The organism is Bradyrhizobium sp. GCM10028915 (genome assembly GCF_042666195.1).
Lineage (GTDB): Bacteria > Pseudomonadota > Alphaproteobacteria > Rhizobiales > Xanthobacteraceae > Bradyrhizobium > Bradyrhizobium canariense_D.
Genome location: NZ_JBHTFN010000070.1, coordinates 254,621 through 278,620, shown reverse-complemented (window position 1 = coordinate 278,620; position 24,000 = coordinate 254,621). Strand labels below are relative to the sequence as shown.

Sequence of the window (24,000 nt, the reverse complement as noted above, 5' to 3'; positions counted from 1 at the left end):
GCTCGCCGGCGACCAAGCGGTCAACGCATCTTCCGCGGGCGCGTTCGGCGACGTGAGGACCATGAAGGCGGCCCAATACGAACTCGCGTCCCTGCGGCCGACCCACTTTAAACGATCATCAGTTCCACTAAGGCTTTGCTAACCAAACAATCTTTCTGGGAGAAATTGCCCATGGCAGAACCGCTCTTTATGAAACTGGAAGTGATTGCTCGTCTAGGTTGATCGCAAAAATGAAGTCGCAGCGCCTTCAAAGACCTCAACAGCAAAAGCGATCGCGTGAAAAAAGACACTATCGGCACGTCGGCCGATCCCGGCCTCTGCATCAGTCCTAACGAGACGTTGCCCACGAACTCGCCGCTTGCGATCGGCCTAGTGATGGTGTGCGGGTTTGCAGGCCTTGGGCTCCGTTACCTCGCCCGGGAGCACGCGACCGACGACGCCTTTCAGTTCCTGATCCCCTGGTATGTCTTTGCTCGCGATCACGGAGTCGCCGGGCTGGCCGAAGCCTTTACCAACTACACGCCGTTCTACAGCTATCTCCTGCTGATTGCCGCCCGATTTGATTGGCTGGGCGAGCCACTTTCCCTCGTGAAAGCGATCTCGGCAGTATTCGAGTTGGGCTGCGCGATCACTGTGGCCCAGATCGTCTGGCGAGCGACAAAGCTGCCGTTGCGCGCTTCCCTGGCCTTCTGCGCTGTCTGGCTTGCACCGACGGTAATCTTCAACGGCGCAGTGTGGGCGGAGAGTGATTCGATCTGGACCTTCTTCACGCTGGTTTCCGTCGCGCTGTTCATGCGGGACCGAAATGGCGTTGCGTCATTTGCGATGGCCTTTTCGGTGAAGGCTCAGGGCGTGTTCCTGGGACCGTTCGTACTCGGCATGATTCTGCGCCGCAGGATCCACCCGGCATGGCTCGCCACCCTTCCCGGGATCTATGTGGTTCTCGCCATTCCGGTTCTCGTCGCCGGTAGATCTTTGGCCTCCGTGTTCGCAGTCTATCTGGACCAAGCTCACACCTTCAATCGCCTCACCATGAACGCAGCGAACATCTGGGTGCTGGCTGGCGGACTGCCGTACGCGATCGGAGTCGCCGTCGGCATGGTGCTCGCGGCCGCGAGCGGGCTCGCCTTGTCGATCTTCATCGCGCGCTCTCGACGGGCGGGGCCGGAGTTTATTCTGCTCGCCGCCTGTGTATCGCTCATGCTCATGCCGTATCTGCTCCCGAAGATGCACGAGCGGTACTTCTACGCATTCGAGCTTGTGTCGATCGCGCTGGCCTGCCTCAATCCGCGCTATGTGCCCTTCGCGGTGATGGCTCAGGTCGACGGCGTGTTATCCTATCTCGCGTTCGAAAACGGAATCGTCCTGGGCGTGCTGCCGGCTGCACTCTGCAACAGCCTTCTCGTGTACTACCTCGTGCTTGATCTTTGGCGCGGCGAACGTGGATTTCGCTTTCCGAAGCTTGCCTGGCTCGGCTTCATCGCGTCGACCGCGGGATTGTTCTCCTATCTGGTCATCGAAGGGCCCGGTTTGAACATATCGCCCGTGTACCTGCTCACCACCGGTCTCGTCACAGCTGCGGCGCTGCTGCTCCTGAAAGAGTCGCAACAGGCGCCCACCAGCGGTCAAGAAGCAGGAACGCCTGGCGTTGCGGAAGCTTCGAGCAGCTAGTTAACTTAACCAACGAGACGTCTTAGGTCATTATCGTCGCGTTCGAGAGTATGAGCGTCGTTTCAGGTCTTCCCGAGAAGCGAACAATGGCCGAACCAGTGGATAGGGCCCAAACGGGCCAAAAGGAGTCTTCCTCACATCGCCGGTTGACTGGCTTGAGCGCACCTAAATGTCGGTCCCTGTCATCGCGCCTTAAGAGTTTTGTGTGACTATCTTGGCACGGGCTTGTCCGATGCTCATGAAAGTTAGTGTCAATAACTGCTTTATTCGGGCTCGGTATTCGCAATGGACGTCGACAGGAAAGCTACGTTCGCGTTCGAGGCGAAGAATTTCCGGAAGGCGGTCGAATTATTCCAAGAGGACTGGTTCGTGAGGACCTGATGATGACGTCGAGCGGCGTGCCGCTTTGCTTCTCGACGGCGAAGTTGATAGTTCGCAGGGCTGACGAGTCCGAGATTGTCATCTATCGGAACGCCGCACTCCAGGCTCAGACCGAAGACTTGGTCCTAGCATATCTGGTCAATTTAGACCGAGCATGGTTCGTGATTTCATGAAATCCAGCAGTGGCTTATATTTTTCTCGCCTCGATCACATAAGAGCTCTGGCGGCCTACCTCGTTTTCGTGTGGCACTTCACCCATTTAACTACTCAATTTCCGGTGCCGTTCTCAACCGTGCCGCCATTCCCTTTCGCGCTGGTGGAAGAGGGCCACGTTGGCGTTGGGCTCTTCATGACACTGAGTGGCTACCTATTCGCCAAGCTGGTCAACGGGCAGGCGATCAACTATCCCGCGTTCCTTTGGAGTCGAGCAGTAAGATTAGTACCCTTGCTCGCCGGGTGTTTGGCCGCTTGGTATATTCTTGGCAAGCTTCACGTCGGGTCTCCAATTTACTTTAGTCAGATCTGGCGCGGAGTCATGTTGCCGACATTGCCGAACGGAGCGTGGTCAATCACGATCGAATTTCACTTCTACCTGCTGTTCCCGTACCTACTTGCGCTGAGCAACCGCTTTGGGCCTTGTGCCCTACTCATCGGTATCTGTCTAAGCCTCTGCCTGCGTGCGCTCCTTTGGGTAAAATACGGAGAGGTCCAGCTCGTGGCGTATTGGACCATTGTCGGGGCAATCGACCAATTTCTTATGGGCATGTTCTTCGCAACGGCTGGACTTGGCGTAAAGGCACGTCGCATCCTGGCTTTCACGTGTGGGCTGCTGTTCCTGGTCTTCTGGCAAATATTCGATGCCAAGGGCGGCTTCTTCAACCTCGATGGGGCCTATCCGTCTCCCTCAGCATTGTGGATAATAATACCGTCGGCGCAGGCCGTCGCCTTTGGCAGTTTCGTGGCGTGGTACGACAACTCAGGAATAAGCGTTCCTCCAAAGGTTGATCTCTGCCTTCGCAAGGTCGGAGAGTGGTCATATTCGATTTATCTCCTGCATTTTTTCCTGCGCGAAGTCTCGATACCCCTCATCGAAGACCGTGCCGGCCAAGACGCCAATTTTTGGTGGGCACTCCCAGCTGCGACCGTGCTTTTCGCGGCATTCGCACCGTTGGCGGGGCTGTCATTCGAGTTCTTCGAGAAACCGCTTCTACGACTGCGGAAGGCCTACATCGTGCGATCTAAAACGGGTTCGGCGGCGCCGCATACGCATTGAAATCCTATCCGCTACCTCAGGGGCAGCTATGTCGGTCTGCTATGGGCCGATTGTGTTGCAAAACTCGAAAGTCGCAGGCCTCAAGATTTTTCGCGAAAACAATACGGTTTGCGGGAGGCCGTGAGGTCCCTCGCATCTTGTTAGCGAAAGTCGCACCTCCGGCCCGTAGAATTTTGGTCATCGGCTGAAAAAGGACTTTTGCAACAATATCGGTCACTTGTCGCCATCTCGCAATCCGCCGCTGACGTCCGATAAGCGCCCTTAACGGACTCCAGCCGGCGGAGGTGGCCTGGCTCCGCCTCATTGAGCCTGGGAGATCGTGCGTTTCCTGGGGCCAGCCGATCAAAGCGGGCGGCACACCAAATCCAATGATGACCAGGATTATCGCCCAGTTTCGCGGGATGTAGCCTTCGAAGACAAGTATTCGAGCCACGACCGCTGACACAAAAGCCTGGCACAGCTGCAGTCCACTGCGCAGGCGTCAGATCGAGTCCTTTGTTGATCGGCAACCTCACGGCTATTTTCTTTTCGGGGGCGTTCCCGGTGAGATCCTCGACTGAAGTTGCAGACTAGTGGTTCCTGGCGCTTTCGTCGACCCGATGGCCGCGGTGCGGGCCTATCTCGAGGCGGAAAGGTCTTCCAACTCCCGCAAGCGCTACGCCACTGATTAGGCTGACTTCATCGCCTGGCGTGGACAAGTTTCCGAGGATCCGCGGACGGCGTCGAACTCAACGACCGCATGCGCCCGCGCATATGCGAGATCAGGGCGGCCGAGGCCGCGTTCCTCGATCTGATCGCCTTTCTCGCGCCCAATGGCAACCCGATCCGCGAGCTCGACCTTTCCAAGACCAAGGTCGAAGAAGCCGCCATGTGGGCGTCAAGGGTGTGGTCGCGCAGTAAAGGGTTCGCACCCGTCTGTTCTGGAGGCATCATGTCAAACCTCTATCGATCTGGTATCTCCGCTTCGGCGAGCTTCCTTCGCCAGCATTCCACTCCTTTCAGGGCAGTCGCTGCTACCCACTCTCAGGGGAAGAGCACTGCAAGAACGCCGTCGACGAAGGCCTGACACTCAGCGTGCGTTTTGAAGGCGCCCTTGTACTTGCCGAACAGGAAAACCGTTCGGCCGTGTCCCTTTCCGAAGAAGTATTGGCCCACGTGCTGGCCGCTCCCATCCTTGAGTTCAATGGTCAGGAGGCTCTGGGCTGATTTGAGGTCCGTTTCGGGTAGCTTAATCTGCACGGTATGTGTCACCAGGATTGAGCTGCCCCGACAGTTTAGTATGACCTGCACTGACTATGCATCAGACCGGCCGACTTGCAGGCATCCTTCATGTCTTGATCGCATACGACGTCAGCCTCGCTATGAGCCAGACGAAAGATATGCGCTTTGCCGACTGCAGCAAAGACCAGCTTGGAGCCAAGCATGGTCAAGTAGACCTTCTTTCCAAATTTTAGGGAGCGAGGATCGTCCTCAGTTCGGATGGTCAAACGCGATTGCGCTTCATCAAGTGCATCAAGGACGCGAACAACATCGCAGGGCCAATAGTCCGGGCCATCGTAGCTACCATGCGGCACTCGCACCGTGCACGGCACAAACACAAAGGCCTCCGGATCAAACCACTCCAATACTGCTTTTGTCCGATCCGAAATGAGCCACCAGCCGTAGTAGGGCTCCAGGTCAATTGGCAAGCTGCCAGCCGATTTATCAAACACGAACGGCGCAGGCGCGGTAGAAGCCGGCAGACGGAATACCCTGTACGGAGGAAGGATACTTTCGTCCTCCACCCAATAGCCCGCCTTGCCTCCCACGCTGTAGTAGGGACCCATTTCGTAAAAGCAGCGGTTTCGCGCTCTGGGTCGTTTCGCAATAGAAACTGCCCTATCCGCGCCCATGCCTACGTCCCATTGAACATCATGCCCATCGGGGCACGACGAAGAACGACTATCAACTGCCAACAAAAAAGCCCGCGGCAATCCCCGCGGGCTCGATCCAAATTCATCTCGATCATGCCATTCTGCCAGTGTTTTGCCCGACGTGTCAAATGACGCATCCTGAATGGGACGCACGCAGTTCCCCTCGCGTATCGTTACAATCAATTATGCCGAGCCATCGGCACAGAAAAGAACGGGCACGCCTTCAAATCGATCGGAGTCCTTGTAACGAGCCGAGAAGCGCTCACGCGAGTCGCGACCAAACGTATCGCCGTCTTTGACCACAAGCCCGTGCTCAACCAGATAGACGGCAAGACCGTCCACCTTATTGACCAGCGTTGGAAGTGTCAGCTTGTGGGTCTCGAACTCGATTTCACGCTCAGCGAATGCTGACAGCCCCATCGTTACCGCTCCGATGCCTGTCTTTGATCGGAACGGCAATATGTCCACCCACAGTGAGGAAGGATAGTCTGGATACGGCGCAAACGATCGGCTGGACATGTCCAACCATAGATCGGCGGATCGTGCGACCTTGCCATTCCATACAACAGCGCAACATTCCGGCACCGTCGCAATCAATGCGCCGATAACGGCAGTCGTGAGACGAGCGGCGGGCAACGGACGCTGATTTTGGCCAAGCACAGAGACGATCAGATGCCCTCGATGTCGCGCCGCGGCCGCCTTGGCCTGCGGCCATGTCGTGGAAGCGCGCGACCACAAGCCGGGATCGTCAGGAATGGGCGCCGGCATCGACATGACGGCAACAAGCTCGTTGCCACAGCGAATGAGCGGCGAGTTTGCCTGAGCCTGTTGCGCGTCTCCATTCTCTGCAACCTCAGTTGCCAGTTCAGGATGTCGAGCGCGGAGGGCCTTCGCAAGCGCAGCCATGTCCGGCGTTGCCGGCGTGTCCAAAAGGACCAAAGCGAGCAGTGAATTGCTCATCGGCTACCCCGCACAAATTTTGGGAGCGAGATCAGATACACTGCTCTTCGCCCCGAGGTGAATTTTTGCCTTGCTAGAACAAACGCGAACACTGTCAACTCATCCTCTCGCCCGCATCGGGTGGCGAGCCACACGCACGTTGTTCTGAAATCTTCTCGCGCGTGACGATGACATCGGCTTTGCTGCACTGAGCTGGGCAGCGCTCGAGCCGGCGCAGAGATCACACATTCCACGCTGATCATCCGGCGCGTCCCTTCCCGCGCCAGCTCAGCTCGCGTCTGTCCAAAAGTGAACATTGCCTCAAGTTGAGTAACCCGCTCAAACCACTGAACCTGCTCTCGCAATTTAATCCACCGACATATCATATGATATGTCTTCTTCTCAGACGACGGCTGTAAGCTTTATCCATTGGCATCTGCCGGTGATGAGAACGCCCAACAGCGCTCCCGCCCCACGCGAACGAGGGAGACGTGCATGCAGAAGCGACGACGATTCAAGCAGACCACGACACTCGACGAACGGCTCGCCGCGGAGGCCGCGCGGCTGCGCGAGGAGGCGCGCACGCTCGCGCCGGGGCGCCGCCGCGAGATGCTGCTGCGCCAGGCGCGGCAGGACGAGACCGCCATGCATATTGCCGCCTGGCTGCAATCGCCAGGGCTGAGGCCGCCGACATGACCCAGCAATATCGCGCTTACCTGGTCGGCGACAACGGCGTCTTCCGCTCCGCCGAAGCGTTCGAGGCCGCGTCGGATGCGATCGCCCTCACCTTCGCGCAGCAGTTCACGCGGCACGGCAAGGTCGAGGTCTGGCAGCTCGGCCGCAAGATCGCCGTGCTCGAGCCCGAGTCATCCCCGCCCGGGGTTCTCACGCGTCAATGATCGCGTGATGCCGCAGGCGTCCTGAAGGTCTCGATCGCGAACGAGAACTTGACCTGCATCACGGGACCCCTGGCATCGCGAACGTCGATCGCCATTGTCTGCCTGCCGCCCGCGGCAGGCGCGGAGAGGATAGCATCGCGCGCCATGTCCGCGACGGACTTGGCGGCCTCCGCCTGAACGGCGCGCCAGCTGGCCAGCTCCAAGCCTTCCTCGTCGAGCGCTACACCAGTGTCGTCGCGCAGATCGAAATAATATCGGGGCATTGCAGCATCCTTTGCCCTAATAGGTCCGAAGCGGACAAAGGTTTCCGGAAGTCGCGAAAAAATCTATGGGGGATCAATGGGTTCCGGGAACTTTGCGGTTCCCTCCTGCCGCGTTCGTGCCTCTTCAGGAAGCCGAAAGCGACAGGGCGAAACGACATTCGGCCCCCTCACTCCTCCGCAAGCTTCCCGACGATGTAGGCATCCACCGTTTCCGCGAACGAGCGCTGCACGCCGACCGCAGTGCCATGCTGGTCGAGCGCGTCGCGCTGGAGCACGCGCAGGCCACGGCCGCGCATGCACACCGGCGCGGTGTTCAGATATTGATCGATGGCGCCTGTCGCGAGCGGGATGGCCTTCGGGTCGCCCCTTGCGATCAGAAGCCGCAAGAGGCTCTGGCATTCGGCCAAGCCTGGCATGGGATCAGCGCCTCACGCCTGCCGCGATTTCGCCGGCCGCTTGACCGGCTGGGTGTGGGTCCCGAACAGAGCCAGCAAAAACGCGACTTCTTCCTTCGAACCAACCTGGATCATGATGATCTCCTTTTCGCTAGGTTGGTCGGACGCAGCCGGCGGGGCGTTCGAGACAATCGGGTTTCAGAACTGTTTCAGGCGTGTTTCATCGGGGCGCGCGATGTCCACGCTCGCCTGAAATAGGAACAGCTTTCGGGATCAAAAAGTTATTCGCGCGTCGGTCCGGATGCACGACCGGCGCCCCCCCACGGCCTCAGCTCGCCCCCCGGGCTGGGGCCGTTTCTTTTCGACGCCTTAGTTTCGGCTTTGGCTTTGGCTTTGGCTTTGGTCTCGCCCGGGCGTCTCCCAGAACAGCTTGTTGCACTGGGAGCACCGAAAGATGGCCATCGCGCCGTCCGGTGAACTCACCGCGTCAATGAATGTCATGGGTTTGTTGCACGCAGCACAAATTGGCCGCTGCCTGGTGTCTTGATCCGCCATGCGCGCAAACGCGGGAACGGCGGAAGAGGTTTCTATCGTTCTGGAGGTTCAGGGTGCCAGATCTTCGGAACTTGGTGCTGAAGCAGTGAGATCGATGCCGCGATCTGCTCCCGCGAACGGCGCAGCAATTGTCGTGTCGTTTGGCTTGCATCGAGCTGGTGCATTTTCTGCCGGTCGAGATGCGTCTCGAAGTCCTCGCGGGTGAGCATGACAAGCTCCCGTGTTGCTGCCCATTCGCAGAGTACGTCGAGAGACGATTGAGGACCGTTCATAAGTGAACACAGGGCGGGATGCCCGCCTTCGACCCAGCCGGTCTTCAGGGTCCGCGCTTCTGCGTGACGAGGCGCAGCGCGATGCCGTGCTGCCACGCGCGCACCCTCACCGCGGCTTCACTGCGACCAAGTTCGCCCGCGATCTCGTCCGGCCGCCAACCGGCTTCGGCCAACGCCTTCAGCCGCTCGTGCTCTTCCGCTGTCCACTTCTTCAACAACGGGTAGCGTGATTGCATGGTCGGAAGCTGTCTCGCCTTGCGTGATCGATGCCGGCGACAAGCGAGCGAAACAGGCGAAGTTCCTATCCGACATTCTTATGCGTTGTTTCCATGAGATCTACAGCGCGCCATCCCGCAAGCGGGCCGACCCCGAGGACGTGCCTCGCTCAGATCCAGACGTCCTCGCGGCACGAATCGCACCGATAGATCAGGACCGAGCGTTCGCGCCTCACGTCGAAGATCGAGGTCAGGCAGCGCGTGCCCCTCTCGCATTTGGGGCACGCCGGCCCCGGCTCGTAATACTGATCCGGCCGCGTTGCCGGGCCTGCTTGCTGTTCACTGCTCATCTCATCCCTCGTTGGAGGATTGAGTTCCAAAGTACCAAAGTGGACATTCGTTCCTATCACGCGGGTGCCGCTTCCGATGGAAGCGGGGGCCTAGACGCCCCATGATCGCGCGCACGGATCATCGGCTTCGTCGTGAACCATCAAGCGGGTTTGCCCTGAACGATCAAACCGGCTTGCTGTTGGCGGGCTCTCCCCGCAGTTCATCCAGGCTCTCGACGGTGCAGATGCGCGCGGCGCGGCGGGCCAGTTCGTCGTAGTTTTGCGCCACCTTGCGCAGCACGTCCCGCGTCTCGCGATATTCGCAATTGTCCGCCTTGGTGCGAAATTCTTCCGCCCGCATCCGCCAGTACCGCGGAGGGTGCATCCGCTCGGCGCCCATGGGCCCCTCCCCTCGATTGGTCTGTTCGTGTTCGTTAATGGAGAGCGCGTCCAACAGTTCCCGCGCAGATGTTCTGGCCCCGATCACACGTCCAGATTGCGGCCCGCTGGGACAGCATCTCCCGGGATTGGTCGACTTTAGTTCAAATGCAGCAGGGCGGGTTCGCCAGGATGCAATTGGTTCGCGCCATGCTGGACAATGTCCCCCTGCGACCAACGCAATCGGGAAAGGGCCGGAGAGATCATCGATGTATTACGTCGCCGCCGCGCTGCTGGTACTGTCGGGACTGTTCTACTCCGCGAGCCATCACGAGATCGGCTCGTTCGGCGTGACCATGTGCACCTATGGCAGTGCGTTCTGCAACAACCCGCTGATCGTCTTTGCCGGCGCCGCGCTGGCCGGCGCCTGGGGCATGTTCGTCAGCATCAAATAGTCCCGACCGCACGCGCTCAGGAGACAAACGTCTCGCCGGTGTCCGTGCGCGGGTTGCGCACTGGCCGGCCATCCCAGTCCGGTCGCGCTCGGAATGCGTGCAAACGCTGCACCGGGTATTCTTCGATGATGCACTTATACAGGTGTTTTGCCCGACGAGTCAAACGAAATTAGCTTTATCAGAATTCAACGAGGCGCGCCTTACCCGCAGCCCGGGAACCTTGTTCCCTCATTAGCATTTGTGAAGGACGCGCCCCGACCGAGACCCCTCCTGCCATGACCGACGATGCCGTCAGCCCCACGAAATCCGCACCGTCGCTGTTGCAGAGGCTGGGGCCGGGTCTCGTCACCGGGGCCGCCGACGACGATCCGTCCGGCATCGCCACCTATTCGCAGGCCGGCGCGCAATTCGGTTACGGACTGCTCTGGACGGTATTTCTGACTACGCCGTTCATGATCGCGATCCAGCTCGTCAGCGCCCGGATCGGCCGGGTCACCGGCAAGGGGCTGGCCGCCAACGTCATGCAGATCGCGCCGCGCTGGGCGGTGCTGTCGCTCGTCGCCATGCTGGTCGCCGCCAACACCTTCAACATTGCCGCCGACATCGCGGCGATGGCGGAGGCGCTCTCGCTGGTGATCGGCGGCCTCAACCACGAGCACGCGCTAATCTTCGCGGCGGGCTCGACCCTGCTGCAGGTGTTCCTGCCCTATCGGCGCTATTCGCCGGTGCTGAAATTCCTCACCTTGGCGCTGTTCGCCTATGTCGCGACCGCCTTCACCGTGAAGATTCCGTGGAGCACAGCGCTGCTCGCGGCGGTGTGGCCGAAGACGAATGTCAGCGCCGACTATTTCATGATGGTCGTCGCCGTGCTCGGCACCACGATCAGCCCGTATCTGTTCTTCTGGCAGGCCTCGCAGGAGGTCGAGGAGATGAACCAGGGCAAGCGCGACAAACCGCTGCGCGAGCTGAAGCGCGGCGGCAGTCTCGAGCTGGCGCGCATCCGGGCCGACACACTCTCCGGCATGCTGCTCTCCAACGGCATCGCCTTCTTCATCATCCTCACCACCGCCTCGGTGCTGCACGCGAATGGCGTCACCAACATCAACTCGGCGACGGAGGCCGCCGAGGCGCTGCGGCCGCTCGCCGGCGACTTGACCTTCGCCCTGTTCGCGATCGGCATCATCGGCACCGGCCTGCTCGCAATTCCCGTGCTGGCGGGCTCGGCCGCTTACGGCGTGGCGGAGATCTTCGGCTGGCGCGCGACGCTGGAGGCGAAGCCCGACGAGGCGGTCGGCTTCTACACCATCATCGCCGCCGCCACCATCATCGGCTTCGGTCTGGGGTTCACCGGCATCGACTCGATCCACATGCTGGTCTGGAGCGCGGTGCTCAACGGCATCGTGGCCGTTCCGATCATGGCCATGATGATGCTGATCGTCTCGAGCAAGGCGATCATGGGTCGCTTCAAGGGCCGGTCATGGCTCGTCGCGCTGGGCTGGCTCGGCACCGCGTTGATGGCGCTGGCTGTGCTCGCCCTGCTCGGCTCGTCATTGATCGGCTGACTAGCCTTTGCCTTGCGACAAGGCTGCCGAGATCTGCGAGGCGATGACGAGGGCCGCGAACACGGCCGGCACGCTGATGAAGCGCAGGAATTGGTCGATCGAAAGCATCGCTGTCTCCCCAAGACAAAAACGTATACGCCCGCCGCGCTATTCCACCCCGTGCGCGACGTGCTGATCGGCCGTCAGAAACTGATCTGAAATGGCGGCTCCACTCATCGTGAGCAGCGCCAGGATCGAAATCACAGCCAGAAATCTCATGGCCGGAGGGTCGATCCCGATTGTGGCCAAAAACGTCAGAGCATGGCGCCTTTTCAGGACGATCCCGGGCAAGATCATGGCTGTCCCCACCGGATTCCCCGCGTTTCTCGATAGAACGTTCGGAAGGGGCTTCCCTGCACACCTCGCCAGGCTTCACTGCGCAAGGCCATTAGCCTAACAATCGTGGCTGGACCCGGGCTTGCGCCCGCCAAAAAAAAGCCCAGCCGGGCAACAGGGAGCGACATGACCCAATCGTCGAAAGCAACAAGTCTCGAAATTCTCGCCTGCGACGCCGGCTGGAGAAACTACCACTTCGTCAAGCTGACGACCGAGGACGGCATCGTCGGCTGGAGCGAGTTCGACGAAGGCTTCGGCTCGCCCGGCGTCGGTGCTGCGATCCAGCGCCTGTCTGCCCGCGTCGTCGGGCAGAACGTTTTCCGGCACGAGCGCATCTACGCCGAACTGTTCGCGGCCACGCGTCCCGCCGCCGGCGGCGTGGTGGCGCAGGCGCTCGGGGCGATCGAGAATGCGCTGCTCGATGCCAAGGCGAAATGTCTTGGTGTGCCCTGCTACGAACTGCTCGGCGGCAAGATCCGCGACCATGTCAGGGTCTATTGGTCGCATTGCGCAACGTGGCGGATCAATCACCCGTCCTGGTACAAGCCGCCGATCGAGAACCTCGACGGCGTCAAGGCAATCGGACGCGAGGTCCGCGAGAAGAAGTTCACCGCGCTCAAAACCAACATCTTCTCCTATGATGACGGCAAACCGACCGGTTGGCGACCGGGCTTCGGCTCGCCCTTCGCTCCCGAGATCAACGTCGATCGCAAAATCCTGCGCGATCTGCGCATGCATCTGGAAGCGATCCGGGACGGTGCAGGCCCCGACGTCGACATCTTGCTTGACTGCAACTTCAACGCCAAGACGGAGGGCTATCTGGAGATCCTGCGCACCATCGCGGACCTCGACATGTTCTGGATCGAGATCGACAGTTTCAATCCGGAAGCGCTCGGTTACATCCGCAGGCAAAGCCCGCATCCGATCTCGTCCTGCGAGACGCTATTGGGCTTGCGGGAATTCCTGCCCTATTTTCGCGAGCAGGCCATGGACGTCGCGATCATCGACACGCCCTGGAACGGCGTCTGGCAGTCGATGAAGATCACAGCCGCCGCGGAAGCGTTCGAAGTCAACGTTGCTCCGCACAATTTCTACGGCCATCTCTGTTCGATGATGAACGCGCATTTCTGCGCCGCCGTGCCGAACCTGCGCATCATGGAGATCGACATCGATCGCCTGGCGTGGGACCGCGAACTGTTCACGCATGAGCCCGACATTCAGAACGGCCATCTGGTCATTCCGGACCGGCCCGGCTGGGGCACCGATCCGAACGAGGAAGCCCTGCGCGCGCATCCGCCGAAGACCACCGGCGGATTGCTCAACTACGGCCGGAAGGGCTAGAGCGTCTTACGGCGTCACTGGATTGACGGTTGGGGACGTCTTCGGCCCCGGCCGCTCCGGCTCGATCGGGGAGTGCGGTTCGGTCGGGAGAATTTTGGCACCTGCGGCCCGCGCGGCTTCACCCGTGGTTGCGTACATCGCAACATGGGCGGGCTGCGTCTTGGCCCGATTCCATGGTCCGTGATCGACGATGAGCATCGCAGCAATCGTCAACGCGGCCACAATCAACGCGATTACGCCGGGATGGCGAAGCGCTGAGGACATGGAGTTTGCGAAGCGATCCGTTGCCATCGTGGAATCCATAGGCTTTTCCTCTCACAGGTTAATGCAATCGCGTCCTGCGAGTTCCGCCCTTGGCCAAGGCAAGTTCCAAGCGGATACGGAACCTGGTCGTCCCAAGGCGCTCAGTGTTTCACATCCGGCCGCGCATCGCCGACGAACCGGTCGCGGTTCGGCATCTTGACCGCTGCAAGCGATTTGGCATCGAGCGTCGCATCCGCTCCGACCAGTCCATTCAGGTTCAGGATGTAGGCGGACACCGCATAAACCTCTTCATCGCTCAACGATTGCGGCGCGTTCTGCGGCATCGCGCGGCGGATGTAGTCGAACAGCGTCGGCGCGTACGGCCAATAGCTGCCGACCGTGCGGACCGGCTTTGGCGTTGCGATCGTGCCCTGCCCACCGACGAGCCGGTCACCGAGCCCGCCCTCGCCTTTGTCGCCATGGCATGATGCACATTGCTGGGCGAACACCTCGCGCCCTTGGCTCACCGAGCCGCTTCCCTTCGGCAGATTGCTGCCGTCGCGTCCGATATCGATATTCCAGCCCGCAATCTCCGCAGCCGTCGCGGGCCGTCCGAGGCCGTACAGGCTTTGTGCTTGCGCTCCGCTTGCGAGCGCACACAGCACGATGACGACAGCAATGCCGCAAGTCTCACGCCAGCGCATTGGTCACCTCGCCGTCAGCCGCGATGCGCCAGGGCCAGATCGCGTTATTATGGTAGAAATAGTTCTCGCCGCGCACCGCGAGCAGCTCGGCCAGAGTCGGCTGCACATAGCCGGTTTCGTCAATGGCACGGCTCTGGATCACGGCAGGCTTTCCGTCCCACTGCCAGGGAAAGCGAAAGCGTGTCAACGCACGCGTCAGCACCGGCTCCTGCAATTGCGCGCTTTGCCAACTCTTTCCCTCGTCCACGGACATCTCGACGCGCGCGATCTTGCCATGCCCGCTCCAGGCGATGCCCGTGATCTCGTGGAAGCCGGGCGCGCTCAGACGTTGGCCGCCCGAGGGCCGCGTGATGATCGACTTCGCCTCCATGTAGAACGAAAATTCACGCGCGGTGCCGTCCGGCAGCAGGTCTGTGTATTTCGAGGTCTCCTCGCGCGAGTAAACCGGCTCCGCAGTCACATGCAGGCGCCGCAGCCACTTGACACTCATATTGCCCTCGAAGCCCGGCAGGAAGAGCCGCAGCGGATAGCCCTGCTGCGGACGCAGCCGCTCCCCGTTCTGGCTGTAGACCAGCATGGCGTCCTCGAGGCATTTCTCGATCGGGATGCTGCGCGTCAGCGCAGCCGCGTCGGCACCTTCGGCGACGATCCATTTGGCATCCGGCTTCAATCCGGCCTCCTGGAGCACCAGCTTGAGGCTGACGCCGGTCCATTCTGCACAACTGACCAGACCCACGAGGTCCGACGCGGTCTTGCCGTAAGGCTTGCTGTAGCCGGGATTGCCGGAGCATTCGAGAAAGTGGACGCGCGATTCCGACGGGAAACGCCTGAGATCATCCATTGTAAAAATCAGCGGGCGCTCGACCAGCCCGTGCAGCATCAACCGGTGCTGGGCCGGATCGATGGTCGGAACGCCGCCATGGTGCCGCTCGTAGAACAGTCCGTTGGGCGTGATGATGCCGTCGAGCTCCTGCAATGGCGTACGGCTGGAGGCCGAGATGTACTGCTTGAGCGTCTTCGAGATGTTCTTGACGACGCCCTTCTCGAACGGTGACGGCGCGCCGTAGGGCTGGCTTCCCATCGGTTCGCCGGGCGCCTTCATCCATTCGGGAATGTTGGGTGGAAGGTTGTCGGTCTCGGCGGCAACCGATGCGCGGGCGCCCAGGACGGTACCACCCGCCACCGCAGCACCGCCGCGCAGAAAGCGGCGGCGAGTCGTCCCCGCGGGTTTATCGTCGGCATCGAACGTGCGGCTCATTTGCGGACCCTCGGCTGAAGCGCGACCCGCATGAAACATTCTGCGACGAGCATTTGCAATTCGCACCTGTTTCAAAAACAGGCGATTTCCATCTGGACTGATCTAAATCCGGTGGCGGCGACGGCGGTTATCTTCTTCGCAATGCACAAACGGCTCGTCCGTCACTCGCCCGGCGCGATCGCATTGCTCGGGGTCGGCCGGTCGGCGATCTGCTGGCCGAACAGGCTGCCGATCAGTTCGACCGCGGTGCGCGCGGTGCGGCCACGCTCGTCGAGAAACGGATTGAGCTCGACGATGTCGACTGATCCGACCACGCCGGAATCGTGCAGAAGCTCCATGATCAGATGCGCCTCACGATAGGTCGCGCCGCCCGGCACCGTCGTGCCCACTCCGGGTGCGACGCAGGGGTCGAGAAAATCGACATCGAAGCTGACATGCAGCACGCCGTTGCTAGCCCTGACGCGCTCGATGACGCGGCGGATCAGCACGGCGACGCCGAACTCATCGATCTGGCGCATGTCGACAACCCTGATCCGGCGCGTGCGCATCAACTCCTTTTCGAGCTTATCGATTGAGCGCGCGCCGAACAGGTCAAGCCGATCGGGACCGATCGGGGCACGGGGATCATCGCCGAGCAATCCGTCGAGGCCGGGTTCGCCGCACAGGAATGCCGCCGACATGCCGTGCATGTTGGCGGTGATCGTCGTCTCCGGCGTGTTGTAGTCGGCATGTGCATCGAGCCAGAGCACGAACAGCTCGCGTCCGCGCTCCTGCCAGTGACGCGCCATGGCATTCACCGATCCCATCGACAGCGTGTGATCGCCGCCGAGAAAAATCGGCAGCGCGCCGGTTTTTGCGATCTCGTAGCCTCTGCGGCTCAGGACGCGCGTCCAGCGCTGAATTTCGCGGTAGTGATTGGCCTTGTCTGGGGGCCTGTCGGCGAGGTCCCGGAGCTCGGCCACCGAGAGATCGCCATAATCGACGACCTCGAAATCCAGGCTCTCGAGCAGTGTCGCAAGGCCGGCGGTGCGGAGCGCCGCAGGGCCCATCAGGGTACCGCGCTGCGAAGCCCCCATGTCGATGGGAGCGCCGAGCAAGGCGATGCGCCGGGCTCGATCCGTCGTGGTCCGGTCGGTCACAGCTGTCTCCTGAGATCAGCAAGGTTGAGCCAGCCTAACAGAGATTCGCATCCGTCGTTTCACGGGGGGCGGTCCGCGCAGGGGCGCATCATCTCGGAACAAAAGCTTGCGCGCCGAATTGCTCATTCAAGGCCGGTACCCGCCGTAAAAACCACGGCGCCTGTCGCGGATAGCCAAAGGTCAAGCGACCCGCTGTTCAGAACGAGCGCTCGCGCGGATAGCCAAAGGTATCGGCCTCCGTCACATGATCAGCCTGGAGGTCGCGCACTTGAGCACGGAGATCCCGCAGTCCCCCTCGCATCCCGGCATGGCCGAGCGCGCCATCGACGCAGCGACGGAGGTATCCCACACTGTCGGCGAGATCGCAGGTGGCCTTCATGCTGCTGTCGACCGCATAACCTCCGCAATCGACGACGCACGGAAGCCTGGAAAACCCCTCGCGACCGTCGCCGCAATCACGCGCGAAGCACCGCTTGCCAGCCTGTTCGTTGCTTTCCTGTTCGGCGTCGCCGTGGCACGTCGGCGCTAGAAGGACATCAAACTTGCGCCACTTCGGCTTGGCGCCTGAGAGCTTCCGCGCAACGTCTTTAGCGTTGGGAGGCAAATAGCGCTTCTAGGAGTGCCCTTGGCGTACTTTCGGAAAAATACCCAGCAGGCGTGTCCCCGTCGGTCGCCGCAGAACAGGGCGACCTGCAGCGATTGGATCATCATCGCAATGAGAGCCGGACCTCCCCTCACTAAACCCATCCTAATTGTCGCGCGATAGGCAGCGGCGTTTTCGAGTGCCGCAGAATGATTGATCCGCACCAGGTGAATACGATTATCTCCACGACCATTTGCGCATTTTTTGCACATCACCCAGACGCAAAAATTGGAATTGAAGAAGCCAAGCTGCTCGCGAAGCAAATTGCGGATGCTCTCAACGAGGCGGGACTGCAGATTTCTGCCCCCGATACGGCGAGTCCAGAAGCTGACTAGATGCCGCTGGGCGATCGTCCAGAGCTCATGTGCGCCACTCTTCCTGACCGGAGATCGGCTGACGTTCAGCTGGTTCGTTCCTGGCGCTCAGCCAGTTGGGTTCTCAATCACAGCTCCGACTCTTTCGATCCTCTTCGGCACCAGAATTGAGCTGCTTATGACAAGAAGGGCTTGCAGTAGCGGTGCACACCACGGACGAAGGTCGACGCCCGGGCCGCACGTGGGGTAGACCATAAGGCCACCTGCGCCCGTTGGCTGATATCTACTCCTATCGCAGCTGCCGCTAATGGCTCCTGAGTTGTATTGCGGTCTCGACTTTGACGAAGATCAGGTCGCGCTCTCGCCCATCCCAAGTGCGCTCTGTGGATCGAATCCACTGCGAAGCGGGTCATAGGAACAATTCAAAAAACCGTGAGTTTGACTACAAGAAATCCGAAAAGCGAGAGAGGGATGCGATGAGGCGGTCCGTGGAAGAATTGAGGCGTGAATCCGAGCGAAGTCGCGCTGAGTTGGCCGCTACGGTCGATCGGCTGAAAGAGCAGGTCTCGGAGACGGCCGAGGACATCCGCCATAAGGTGTCGCCGCAGCACATCAAGTCGGAAGTATCCGACTATGTCACCCACACGACAAAGAGCTGGGTGGACGGACTGAAACAGCAAGTTATGGACAACCCGATGCGGAGCGTGGCCGCCGGGACCGCCGTGGCGGTTCCACTCCTACGCTTGGCGCGTGGTGTCCCCTTGCCGCTTTTGATGATCGGTGCCGGCTTGGCGCTCACCTCGAAAACTGTGCGAGACCGCGCCGCCGAGGTTTCCGGCCCTGCGATGGACAAGGCGAACGAGGTTTTCGAGGACATGGCGGATCGAGCGCGCGCCATGCAAGGCGATCTCAGGGATCAACTATCTTCCGCCCGCAATCAGGCCGCGAGCATGGCCGACGAGGCGCAAGATTCGACTGCCGGTCTCGCGGCGGATTTACGCGCACGGGCCTCCCAGGCCGCCGAGACGATTGGCGAGAAGCTCAAGAGCGGGGTGGATGCGGCGAAGGACAGTGCCTCCGCAGCTAAGGACGCCGCCGGAAGGGCGCCCGAACAAGCTCGCGCGATCATTAGCGATAATGCCGCGCTAATCGCCGGTCTTGGGGTGGCGATCGGAGCCATTATCGCAGCCGCTCTTCCGGAAACCAAGGTTGAAGCCAAGGCAATGGGCCAAACGAGCGACGGCGTGAAGCGCGCCGCTGCCGAGGCCGCTCAATCGGGGTTTGACGCGGCCAAAGATGCCGCAATGTCGGCAGCCGACGCGGCAACAAGCAGAGTCGCTGAGGCCGGCCTTGGTGAGCATGCCAGCCGCATGACTCAGAACCTCGCTGACTCCCTCAAGACAGCCGCCGACGACGTCGTCGGAGCCGCTTTCAATCCCTCCCGCAATTCCAATACCTGAAGGAACGCACCATGAGCGATCTAGACCTGAGCAGAGGCACGAATTCAAATGAAGATCGGAACGCGGGTTCTCCGAAGAACCTGAAGGACCAAATGGCGGAGGCTGGAGCGACTGTGAAGCAGCGGGCCGACGAGGCCTTCCGGGCAACCGCTGACATCGCCCAGGACAAGTTCAAGGAAGCCGGGGATGCGGCCAAGGACCTCGCTTCGGGGACCATGGACCAGATTCGCGGCCAGGCACGCGAGCAGCAGCGGACTGGAGCCGAGTTCATTGAGCGACTTGCCGGCAATGTTCGGGAAGCGGCTCGCGCCTTCGAGAGCGATGTGCCTTTTGCCGCCCGCGGCATCAACTCCGCCGCGGACTATGTTGAAGATACCGCCGAGAAGATCCGCAACGGCAGCTTCCGCGATCTCCTCGATGGCGCAACCGATTTCGCGAAGCGTCAGCCAGCTGCTTTCCTCGGCGTCTCGGTGCTCGCCGGTTTCGCCGCCGTCCGCTTCTTGAAGGCCTCCGGCGGTGACTCGCCTTCATCGCGACCTGGAACGAACAGTGGAACGTCCTCGACGCAGGGCAACGAATGGCGCGGAACCACGTCTTCCGCCAAGGCCGGTCACGCATCAATGCAGGGCTCATCGGCGCCCGGCAACAATCCGCAGCGAACAACGTCCTTCAAAGGCGGCAGCGTGTCATGACCATTCAGCATGATATCGAGACAAGCCAGAACGATCTTCGGACCATCTCCACGCTGGTAGCCGAAGCGATGGGCCAGTTCGCCAAGCTGTTCCAGAACGAGATCGACTTGGCCAAGGCTGAACTCAGCGACAGAGCGCAGAAGATAACGGGAGCAGCAGGCCTCCTTGCCGGTGGCGCTCTCCTGGTGATCCCTGCCCTTGTGATGGCGCTGTTGGCGCTGTCCGCGGCGTTGATCTCCGCGGGATGGTCTCAACCGCTTTCCTACCTGACATCCGCGATTGTCGCTGGCGCCATCGCGGGCGTGCTGTTTGCGGTCGGCATCAACCGGCTGGACGCCCGTAATCTTGCGCCGCGGGAGACCATCCGGCAGCTCGAAAAGGACAAGGACACTGTGAAGGGAATGGTCCGATGAGCAGCACGCAAACTGGCTTTTTCGATAGTCTGATCGCAGCGGCCAAGGAAAATCCCCTCGCCGCCGTCCTTATTGGAGGCGGCGCGCTGTGGCTTATGGCTGGTGACGACAGGATCAAGGGCGCGGCTCGGTCCACGGCGGCTGCCGCGTCCGGTGTGGTCGATAGCGGAGTGAGCACGATGCGGACGACGGCATCGGCGCTCCAGCGCACTGCGGCGCCTCCCACGGCGCCCGAAATGGATCACGTAGGGTCACTCGATGGCGACGATACGTTGCGGTCAGCCAAGGGCGCCGCATCCAGCGTTCTGTCAGACACCGCCGACAAGATGAGGGCCCAGTTTGAGAGCGGCGTAGAGATGGTGCGGGACGGCTTCGCCAAAGTAGGCGACCAGGTTCCGGGCGGCGAAGCCGTCTCAAAAGCAAAGTCGTCGTTGTCTGATATGCTCGAAAAGCAACCGCTGGTGCTTGGCGTCGTCGGCTTGGCCATCGGCGCTGCAGTCGCAGGGGCATTTAGAGCAACCGACATCGAAAATGAGTATGTCGGAGAGACCAGCGATGCTGTGAAGGCCGACCTGAACAGCCGTGTTGGTGCCGTCTCGCAGGCGTTGCGCGAAAACTCCGACACGCTGTTGGCAGAGGTTTCCGATACCGGCGGCGAGGCTCTGGATCGGATCAGGCAGACCGGGATCGATGCAGTCGAAGCAGCCCGTGAAAAGGCCAAGTCGTCCTGATGTGCTGTGGCCACGAAGAGTCGTCGCGACGTCCGCGGCGACTCTTCCGAATTATTCCGCGTAAATCAGTGCATCATCCAGGTGCCCAGCTCGCTCTCCCCGATTCGTGATCAGCGCGCCTCGTAGCAGTAGATCCGCTTCGGGGATGCTGTGCGCGCTGTCGGTAAGAACAGCTCCTGGTCATCGCGATGACCACTTGTGGTCACAGTGCCAAGATCTCAACGTCAGCAACTCTGGTCCGTCATGCCTTGATAAGCGGATCTCTTGGGAGGGGCCGACACTTCGCCGATAAGCCAGATACGGAAGATCGATCAGCTTTCTGGTTTTCCCGTCAGCGGCCGTCCTGCGACTTGAGCGATGTCGCGGGAACCTTCATCGAAGCTCAAGTGTTCAGGCGGCACTGACGGCGGCGCACTCGGCTGCGAGGAATTGCCGCTCGAATGCTTCCGCCGGCATCGGACGGCCGAAGAAATAACCCTGGCCTTCCTCGCATCCCATGCTCACCAGGAAGTCGGCCGTCGCGCGATTCTCGATGCCTTCGGCCACGACTGTCAGTCCGAGCTGTTTGCTGAGGCCGATGGTCGACCCGACGATCGCGGCATCGTCGGAATCCGCGAGCAGACCGAACACGAACGACCGGTCGATCTTGAGCCCGTCGAGCGGAAACTTCTTCAAATAGCTCAGGCTTGCATAGCCGGTGCCGAAATCGTCGAACAGGACGCGGACGCCGAGCTGCTGGATGCGTTTGAACATGTCGAGCACGCGCGCTTCATCATGAAGCAGGATGTCCTCGGTAACCTCGAGCTCGAGCAGCGACGGCGTGAGCCCCGTCGCTTCGAGCATCCCCGCAACCGAATGCGCCAGATCGCCGGAGTGCAACTGCGAGGGCGACAAATTGATCGCGACGCGCACTCTGTCGCCGGACAATTCCCAGGCGCGTGCCTGCCGGCAGGCGGTCTCCATCACCCAGTTTCCGATCCGCTCGGACAGGGCCGAGCTATTGACCACCGGCATGAACTCTCCTGGCGAAACGTAGCCGCGCACGGGATGCCGCCAGCGGATCAGCGCTTCGGCCCCGACCAGGCTGGCGTCGACCAGGCGAACCTGGGGCTGGTAGAACAGCTCGAACTCGCCGCGATCGGCGGCAAGCGCCAATTCACTCTCCAGCGTCAGCCGGTTCTCCAGCTCCTCCCGGATCGCGCTCTCGAAGATCACATGGCTGCCCCGCCGGGTCAGCTTTGCCTTGCTCAGAGCGAGATGGGCATTGCTCAGGAGATCGTCGGCGTTGTGCCCGCCTTCCGGATGGATGGCGACGCCGATGCTGATTCTGACGCGATGCTGCCGCGTGCCGGTCGCAAGCGGCGCTTCGAAGGCGCGCGCGATGCGCTCGGCGAACTCTGCGATTGGCGGGTCGCCATCGGCGCCTTTGCGCGCAATGGCGAATTCGTCTCCGCTAAGCCGGGCAACGACAGCGCCGCGCGCCTCGGCTCTCAGGCGACCAGCGACCGCCTGCAGCACGAGATCTCCGGCCGAATGACCCAGCATGTCATTGATGCTCTGGAAGCCGTCGAGCCCGATCACGAGCAGGGCGACCTCGCAAGGGCGCTGCCCCGCATCCGCGATCATGCCGACCAGCCCTGCATGCAGCGTGTTGCGGTTGGCAAGACCGGTCAGTGCGTCGTACTCGGCGAGATATCTGACGCGTTCGGCCTCACGCTTGCGGACCGAGATATCGCGCAGGATGGCTCCGTACTGGAAGCCGTCCGTTCCCTGCCAGCCCGAGAAGCTCGCCTCGACCGGGAAAGTTTCACCGTTCTTGCGCCGCCCTTCGAACTCGACGACGACCGCCCCGCCAGGGACCAGGAGGGCCTGGCGCGCGGCGTCGCGCATGGACGGCCTCGCGTCACCGTCCACCGACACGGCGCACAGCGTTTCGAACGGGCGGCCGATGATCTCGGCGGGCATATAGCCGAAGGTCGCACTGGCGCCGGGATTCCACACGGTGATCAGCTGACCTTCGTCGGTGCAGACGAGGCCATCGCCGAGCGACATCGCGATACGATGAAAGCGGCTTTCGGCGATGCGCCCCAAGAGACCGCGGAAATCGATTTCGTCGAGTGCGATCGCCGTCAGATAAGCCACAATCGCGATGTGGAACAACGATGTGTCGATGATGAAGGGCCATCTTGCTTGCACCAGGACCGCCAGCAGCTCGAAAACCGCCCCGGCCGAGATCAGGATTGCGGCGCGAATTCCCGGTCCGAAGCGGCGCCACGAATACACCATCAGCAGGCAGATCCCAGCGACACCCAGGATCATGCCGGTATCGGAGGTCCAGCGCAGCATCCGGTTCTGGAGGATCGATTCCGCTGCCAGCGCCTGGAGGATGGGTCCGGAGATAATACGGCCATTCGGAACGCTGAAGCGGTCGCCGAGCTCGAGCGCCGTCGCTCCAATGATGATCTTCTTGTCTCTCAGCTTGTCCAGAGCGCCGGTTTCGCCGCGGAGCACGTCGACATAGGAGACACTCGGAACCGAGTTCGCCCGAATGCTGAAATCGATCAGGAAAGGCGGCCGCCGATTGGCGTTCTGCCCGGCCAGCACGACGGCCATCGACGGCATCACGGCATCGCCGAGCTTCTCGCCGAACGGATAGCGGCGAACGAGCCCGTCGGATTCGATCGCGACATTGACCAGCGCCGGCCACGACTGGTTGCCGAACGGCTTGAGGGGGCGATTGATGTGAGCTGCGCCGCCATTCGGCGCGGGCTGCTTGAAGGACGGCAGGATGGTCGAGCCGCCGGCCTTACGCAACGCGTTGACGAAAGCCTCGTCGGAGGCGGGATCGGATGGCGAGCTGAAATCGACGTCGAAAGCGACGTCCTGCGCCCCCGCGGCCTCTAACCTGTGCAACAATTCCGCGTGCAGCCGGCGCGGCCAGGGCCACACCCCGATCTGGTCGATCGAGGGCGCGTCGATGGCCACCACGACGACGTTGCCGCTCGCGGCACGCGATTGCCATGCGAACCGCAGGTCGGTCAGCGCGTTGCGAAGCGCACCATGCCACCCCGTGGACAGCACGATCGCCAGCGCGGTCACGACTAGAATATGCGGACGATAGCGCGTCACTCCGATCCTCCCGCGCACCTGCTTCTGCAGGTACGCCCCCTCATCCCCTACGAAATCG

Annotated in this window: 28 protein-coding genes; 13 read left to right on the top strand and 15 right to left on the bottom strand. The window is 61.3% G+C overall.

Going from position 1 to position 24,000, the window contains the following annotated elements; translation table 11 throughout:
• Positions 1-276: 276 nt before the first annotated feature.
• Together ACFQX9_RS34830 and ACFQX9_RS34825 are read left to right on the top strand one after the other, a co-directional pair.
• Complete coding sequence (locus ACFQX9_RS34830) at positions 277-1,671, top strand: hypothetical protein (protein WP_377791758.1); 1,395 nt, start codon at positions 277-279, stop codon at positions 1,669-1,671.
• 535 nt (positions 1,672-2,206) lie between these two features.
• Positions 2,207-3,325 (top strand): acyltransferase family protein, encoded by a 1,119-nt coding sequence (locus ACFQX9_RS34825; RefSeq protein ID WP_377791757.1) that lies wholly within the window; start codon positions 2,207-2,209, stop codon positions 3,323-3,325.
• Positions 3,326-4,348: 1,023 nt separating this feature from the next.
• On the opposite strand, the gene ACFQX9_RS34820 is transcribed toward ACFQX9_RS34825, so the two are convergent.
• The 3 genes from ACFQX9_RS34820 to ACFQX9_RS34810 are packed head-to-tail and all read right to left on the bottom strand — an operon-like array spanning position 4,349 to position 6,198.
• Positions 4,349-4,564 (bottom strand): hypothetical protein, encoded by a 216-nt coding sequence (locus ACFQX9_RS34820; RefSeq protein WP_027519289.1) that lies wholly within the window; start codon positions 4,562-4,564, stop codon positions 4,349-4,351.
• 35 nt (positions 4,565-4,599) lie between these two features.
• Complete coding sequence (locus tag ACFQX9_RS34815) at positions 4,600-5,391, bottom strand: imm11 family protein (protein ID WP_377791756.1); 792 nt, start codon at positions 5,389-5,391, stop codon at positions 4,600-4,602.
• Between the two features lie 30 nt (positions 5,392-5,421).
• Complete coding sequence (locus tag ACFQX9_RS34810) at positions 5,422-6,198, bottom strand: DUF4261 domain-containing protein (RefSeq protein ID WP_377791755.1); 777 nt, start codon at positions 6,196-6,198, stop codon at positions 5,422-5,424.
• A gap of 474 nt (positions 6,199-6,672) precedes the next feature.
• Here ACFQX9_RS34810 and ACFQX9_RS34805 point away from each other — a divergent pair, with 474 nt between their 5' ends.
• Positions 6,673-6,873: a hypothetical protein gene (locus ACFQX9_RS34805; protein WP_018454858.1), complete on the top strand. Its 201-nt coding sequence runs from the start codon at positions 6,673-6,675 to the stop codon at positions 6,871-6,873.
• Entirely contained in the window at positions 6,870-7,076 is a 207-nt protein-coding gene (locus tag ACFQX9_RS34800) for a hypothetical protein (RefSeq protein WP_085361080.1), read from the top strand. Before ACFQX9_RS34805 ends, ACFQX9_RS34800 begins: the two co-directional genes overlap by 4 nt.
• Here the strand turns inward: ACFQX9_RS34800 and ACFQX9_RS34795 are convergent.
• The 6 genes from ACFQX9_RS34795 to ACFQX9_RS34770 all read right to left on the bottom strand — a co-directional run bounded on the left by ACFQX9_RS34795 (position 7,070) and on the right by ACFQX9_RS34770 (position 9,505).
• A complete protein-coding gene (locus tag ACFQX9_RS34795) occupies positions 7,070-7,339 on the bottom strand; it encodes a DUF6894 family protein (RefSeq protein WP_085361079.1) in 270 nt (89 codons plus the stop codon). The two genes, ACFQX9_RS34800 and ACFQX9_RS34795, sit on opposite strands and share 7 nt — an antisense overlap.
• A 167-nt stretch (positions 7,340-7,506) precedes the next feature.
• On the bottom strand, positions 7,507-7,755 hold the full coding sequence (locus ACFQX9_RS34790) for a hypothetical protein (RefSeq protein ID WP_085350655.1): 249 nt from the start codon (positions 7,753-7,755) through the stop codon (positions 7,507-7,509).
• Positions 7,756-8,321: 566 nt separating this feature from the next.
• Entirely contained in the window at positions 8,322-8,498 is a 177-nt protein-coding gene (locus ACFQX9_RS34785) for a hypothetical protein (RefSeq protein ID WP_377791754.1), read from the bottom strand.
• A gap of 107 nt (positions 8,499-8,605) precedes the next feature.
• The gene (locus tag ACFQX9_RS34780) at positions 8,606-8,797 is read right to left on the bottom strand and encodes a hypothetical protein (RefSeq protein WP_027519295.1); all 192 of its coding nucleotides are present in this window, start codon (positions 8,795-8,797) and stop codon (positions 8,606-8,608) included.
• A gap of 149 nt (positions 8,798-8,946) precedes the next feature.
• Complete coding sequence (locus tag ACFQX9_RS34775) at positions 8,947-9,126, bottom strand: hypothetical protein (protein ID WP_085350653.1); 180 nt, start codon at positions 9,124-9,126, stop codon at positions 8,947-8,949.
• 163 nt (positions 9,127-9,289) lie between these two features.
• Positions 9,290-9,505, bottom strand: coding sequence for a hypothetical protein (locus ACFQX9_RS34770; RefSeq protein ID WP_085384813.1), 216 nt, complete (start codon positions 9,503-9,505; stop codon positions 9,290-9,292).
• Between the two features lie 247 nt (positions 9,506-9,752).
• Here ACFQX9_RS34770 and ACFQX9_RS34765 point away from each other — a divergent pair, with 247 nt between their 5' ends.
• Positions 9,753-9,938: a hypothetical protein gene (locus tag ACFQX9_RS34765; protein ID WP_018454867.1), complete on the top strand. Its 186-nt coding sequence runs from the start codon at positions 9,753-9,755 to the stop codon at positions 9,936-9,938.
• A 275-nt stretch (positions 9,939-10,213) separates the two neighbouring features.
• Positions 10,214-11,500: an NRAMP family divalent metal transporter gene (locus ACFQX9_RS34760; protein ID WP_377791753.1), complete on the top strand. Its 1,287-nt coding sequence runs from the start codon at positions 10,214-10,216 to the stop codon at positions 11,498-11,500.
• Positions 11,501-11,647: 147 nt separating this feature from the next.
• On the opposite strand, the gene ACFQX9_RS34755 is transcribed toward ACFQX9_RS34760, so the two are convergent.
• Complete coding sequence (locus ACFQX9_RS34755) at positions 11,648-11,836, bottom strand: hypothetical protein (RefSeq protein ID WP_085350650.1); 189 nt, start codon at positions 11,834-11,836, stop codon at positions 11,648-11,650.
• 165 nt (positions 11,837-12,001) lie between these two features.
• Here ACFQX9_RS34755 and ACFQX9_RS34750 point away from each other — a divergent pair, with 165 nt between their 5' ends.
• A complete protein-coding gene (locus ACFQX9_RS34750) occupies positions 12,002-13,216 on the top strand; it encodes a mandelate racemase/muconate lactonizing enzyme family protein (RefSeq protein WP_377791752.1) in 1,215 nt (404 codons plus the stop codon).
• A 6-nt stretch (positions 13,217-13,222) separates the two neighbouring features.
• Here ACFQX9_RS34750 and ACFQX9_RS34745 read toward each other — a convergent pair whose 3' ends face one another.
• The 4 genes from ACFQX9_RS34745 to rocF all read right to left on the bottom strand — a co-directional run bounded on the left by ACFQX9_RS34745 (position 13,223) and on the right by rocF (position 16,560).
• Positions 13,223-13,519: a hypothetical protein gene (locus tag ACFQX9_RS34745; RefSeq protein WP_018454872.1), complete on the bottom strand. Its 297-nt coding sequence runs from the start codon at positions 13,517-13,519 to the stop codon at positions 13,223-13,225.
• 101 nt (positions 13,520-13,620) lie between these two features.
• Positions 13,621-14,163 carry a c-type cytochrome gene (locus ACFQX9_RS34740; protein ID WP_377791751.1) on the bottom strand — a complete coding sequence of 181 codons (543 nt, stop codon included), beginning with the start codon at positions 14,161-14,163 and terminating at the stop codon, positions 13,621-13,623.
• Positions 14,150-15,421 carry a sulfite dehydrogenase gene (soxC, locus tag ACFQX9_RS34735; protein ID WP_377791750.1) on the bottom strand — a complete coding sequence of 424 codons (1,272 nt, stop codon included), beginning with the start codon at positions 15,419-15,421 and terminating at the stop codon, positions 14,150-14,152. Before soxC ends, ACFQX9_RS34740 begins: the two co-directional genes overlap by 14 nt.
• Before the next feature lie 161 nt (positions 15,422-15,582).
• Positions 15,583-16,560: an arginase gene (rocF, locus tag ACFQX9_RS34730; RefSeq protein ID WP_026232832.1), complete on the bottom strand. Its 978-nt coding sequence runs from the start codon at positions 16,558-16,560 to the stop codon at positions 15,583-15,585.
• A 244-nt stretch (positions 16,561-16,804) separates the two neighbouring features.
• Between rocF and ACFQX9_RS34725 the strand changes: the two genes are divergently transcribed.
• The 6 genes from ACFQX9_RS34725 (at position 16,805) to ACFQX9_RS34700 (ending at position 20,813) form a co-directional block, all read left to right on the top strand.
• Complete coding sequence (locus ACFQX9_RS34725; protein WP_377791749.1) at positions 16,805-17,089, top strand: hypothetical protein; 285 nt, start codon at positions 16,805-16,807, stop codon at positions 17,087-17,089.
• 263 nt (positions 17,090-17,352) lie between these two features.
• Positions 17,353-17,538, top strand: a complete 186-nt coding sequence (locus ACFQX9_RS34720; RefSeq protein WP_085395299.1) for a hypothetical protein — start codon at positions 17,353-17,355, stop codon at positions 17,536-17,538.
• Positions 17,539-17,993: 455 nt separating this feature from the next.
• Positions 17,994-18,977, top strand: a complete 984-nt coding sequence (locus tag ACFQX9_RS34715; RefSeq protein ID WP_377791748.1) for a DUF3618 domain-containing protein — start codon at positions 17,994-17,996, stop codon at positions 18,975-18,977.
• 92 nt (positions 18,978-19,069) lie between these two features.
• On the top strand, positions 19,070-19,669 hold the full coding sequence (locus tag ACFQX9_RS34710; RefSeq protein ID WP_377791747.1) for a hypothetical protein: 600 nt from the start codon (positions 19,070-19,072) through the stop codon (positions 19,667-19,669).
• A complete protein-coding gene (locus ACFQX9_RS34705) occupies positions 19,666-20,082 on the top strand; it encodes a phage holin family protein (RefSeq protein ID WP_085361068.1) in 417 nt (138 codons plus the stop codon). Before ACFQX9_RS34710 ends, ACFQX9_RS34705 begins: the two co-directional genes overlap by 4 nt.
• A complete protein-coding gene (locus ACFQX9_RS34700) occupies positions 20,079-20,813 on the top strand; it encodes a hypothetical protein (RefSeq protein ID WP_377791746.1) in 735 nt (244 codons plus the stop codon). Before ACFQX9_RS34705 ends, ACFQX9_RS34700 begins: the two co-directional genes overlap by 4 nt.
• 390 nt (positions 20,814-21,203) lie before the next feature.
• Here the strand turns inward: ACFQX9_RS34700 and ACFQX9_RS34695 are convergent, their stop codons facing one another.
• The gene (locus ACFQX9_RS34695; RefSeq protein ID WP_377791744.1) at positions 21,204-23,942 is read right to left on the bottom strand and encodes an EAL domain-containing protein; all 2,739 of its coding nucleotides are present in this window, start codon (positions 23,940-23,942) and stop codon (positions 21,204-21,206) included.
• Between the last annotated feature and the right edge of the window lie 58 nt (positions 23,943-24,000).

Bases quoted from the DNA above. Each gene is read 5' to 3' on its own strand.
- ACFQX9_RS34700 (WP_377791746.1), top strand. From the start codon at position 20,079: ATGAGCAGCACGCAAACTGGCTTTTTCGATAGTCTGATCGCAGCGGCC.
- ACFQX9_RS34795 (WP_085361079.1), bottom strand. From the start codon at position 7,339: ATGCCCCGATATTATTTCGATCTGCGCGACGACACTGGTGTAGCGCTC.
- soxC (WP_377791750.1), bottom strand. From the start codon at position 15,421: ATGAGCCGCACGTTCGATGCCGACGATAAACCCGCGGGGACGACTCGC.
- ACFQX9_RS34745 (WP_018454872.1), bottom strand. From the start codon at position 13,519: ATGGATTCCACGATGGCAACGGATCGCTTCGCAAACTCCATGTCCTCA.
- ACFQX9_RS34825 (WP_377791757.1), top strand. From the start codon at position 2,207: ATGGTTCGTGATTTCATGAAATCCAGCAGTGGCTTATATTTTTCTCGC.
- ACFQX9_RS34715 (WP_377791748.1), top strand. From the start codon at position 17,994: ATGAGGCGGTCCGTGGAAGAATTGAGGCGTGAATCCGAGCGAAGTCGC.
- ACFQX9_RS34740 (WP_377791751.1), bottom strand. From the start codon at position 14,163: ATGCGCTGGCGTGAGACTTGCGGCATTGCTGTCGTCATCGTGCTGTGT.
- ACFQX9_RS34790 (WP_085350655.1), bottom strand. From the start codon at position 7,755: ATGCCAGGCTTGGCCGAATGCCAGAGCCTCTTGCGGCTTCTGATCGCA.
- ACFQX9_RS34805 (WP_018454858.1), top strand. From the start codon at position 6,673: ATGCAGAAGCGACGACGATTCAAGCAGACCACGACACTCGACGAACGG.
- ACFQX9_RS34720 (WP_085395299.1), top strand. From the start codon at position 17,353: ATGATTGATCCGCACCAGGTGAATACGATTATCTCCACGACCATTTGC.
- ACFQX9_RS34810 (WP_377791755.1), bottom strand. From the start codon at position 6,198: ATGAGCAATTCACTGCTCGCTTTGGTCCTTTTGGACACGCCGGCAACG.
- ACFQX9_RS34800 (WP_085361080.1), top strand. From the start codon at position 6,870: ATGACCCAGCAATATCGCGCTTACCTGGTCGGCGACAACGGCGTCTTC.
- ACFQX9_RS34750 (WP_377791752.1), top strand. From the start codon at position 12,002: ATGACCCAATCGTCGAAAGCAACAAGTCTCGAAATTCTCGCCTGCGAC.
- ACFQX9_RS34705 (WP_085361068.1), top strand. From the start codon at position 19,666: ATGACCATTCAGCATGATATCGAGACAAGCCAGAACGATCTTCGGACC.
- ACFQX9_RS34710 (WP_377791747.1), top strand. From the start codon at position 19,070: ATGGCGGAGGCTGGAGCGACTGTGAAGCAGCGGGCCGACGAGGCCTTC.
- ACFQX9_RS34780 (WP_027519295.1), bottom strand. From the start codon at position 8,797: ATGCAATCACGCTACCCGTTGTTGAAGAAGTGGACAGCGGAAGAGCAC.
- ACFQX9_RS34755 (WP_085350650.1), bottom strand. From the start codon at position 11,836: ATGATCTTGCCCGGGATCGTCCTGAAAAGGCGCCATGCTCTGACGTTT.
- ACFQX9_RS34725 (WP_377791749.1), top strand. From the start codon at position 16,805: ATGATCAGCCTGGAGGTCGCGCACTTGAGCACGGAGATCCCGCAGTCC.
- ACFQX9_RS34760 (WP_377791753.1), top strand. From the start codon at position 10,214: ATGACCGACGATGCCGTCAGCCCCACGAAATCCGCACCGTCGCTGTTG.
- ACFQX9_RS34765 (WP_018454867.1), top strand. From the start codon at position 9,753: ATGTATTACGTCGCCGCCGCGCTGCTGGTACTGTCGGGACTGTTCTAC.
- ACFQX9_RS34770 (WP_085384813.1), bottom strand. From the start codon at position 9,505: ATGGGCGCCGAGCGGATGCACCCTCCGCGGTACTGGCGGATGCGGGCG.
- ACFQX9_RS34775 (WP_085350653.1), bottom strand. From the start codon at position 9,126: ATGAGCAGTGAACAGCAAGCAGGCCCGGCAACGCGGCCGGATCAGTAT.
- ACFQX9_RS34785 (WP_377791754.1), bottom strand. From the start codon at position 8,498: ATGCTCACCCGCGAGGACTTCGAGACGCATCTCGACCGGCAGAAAATG.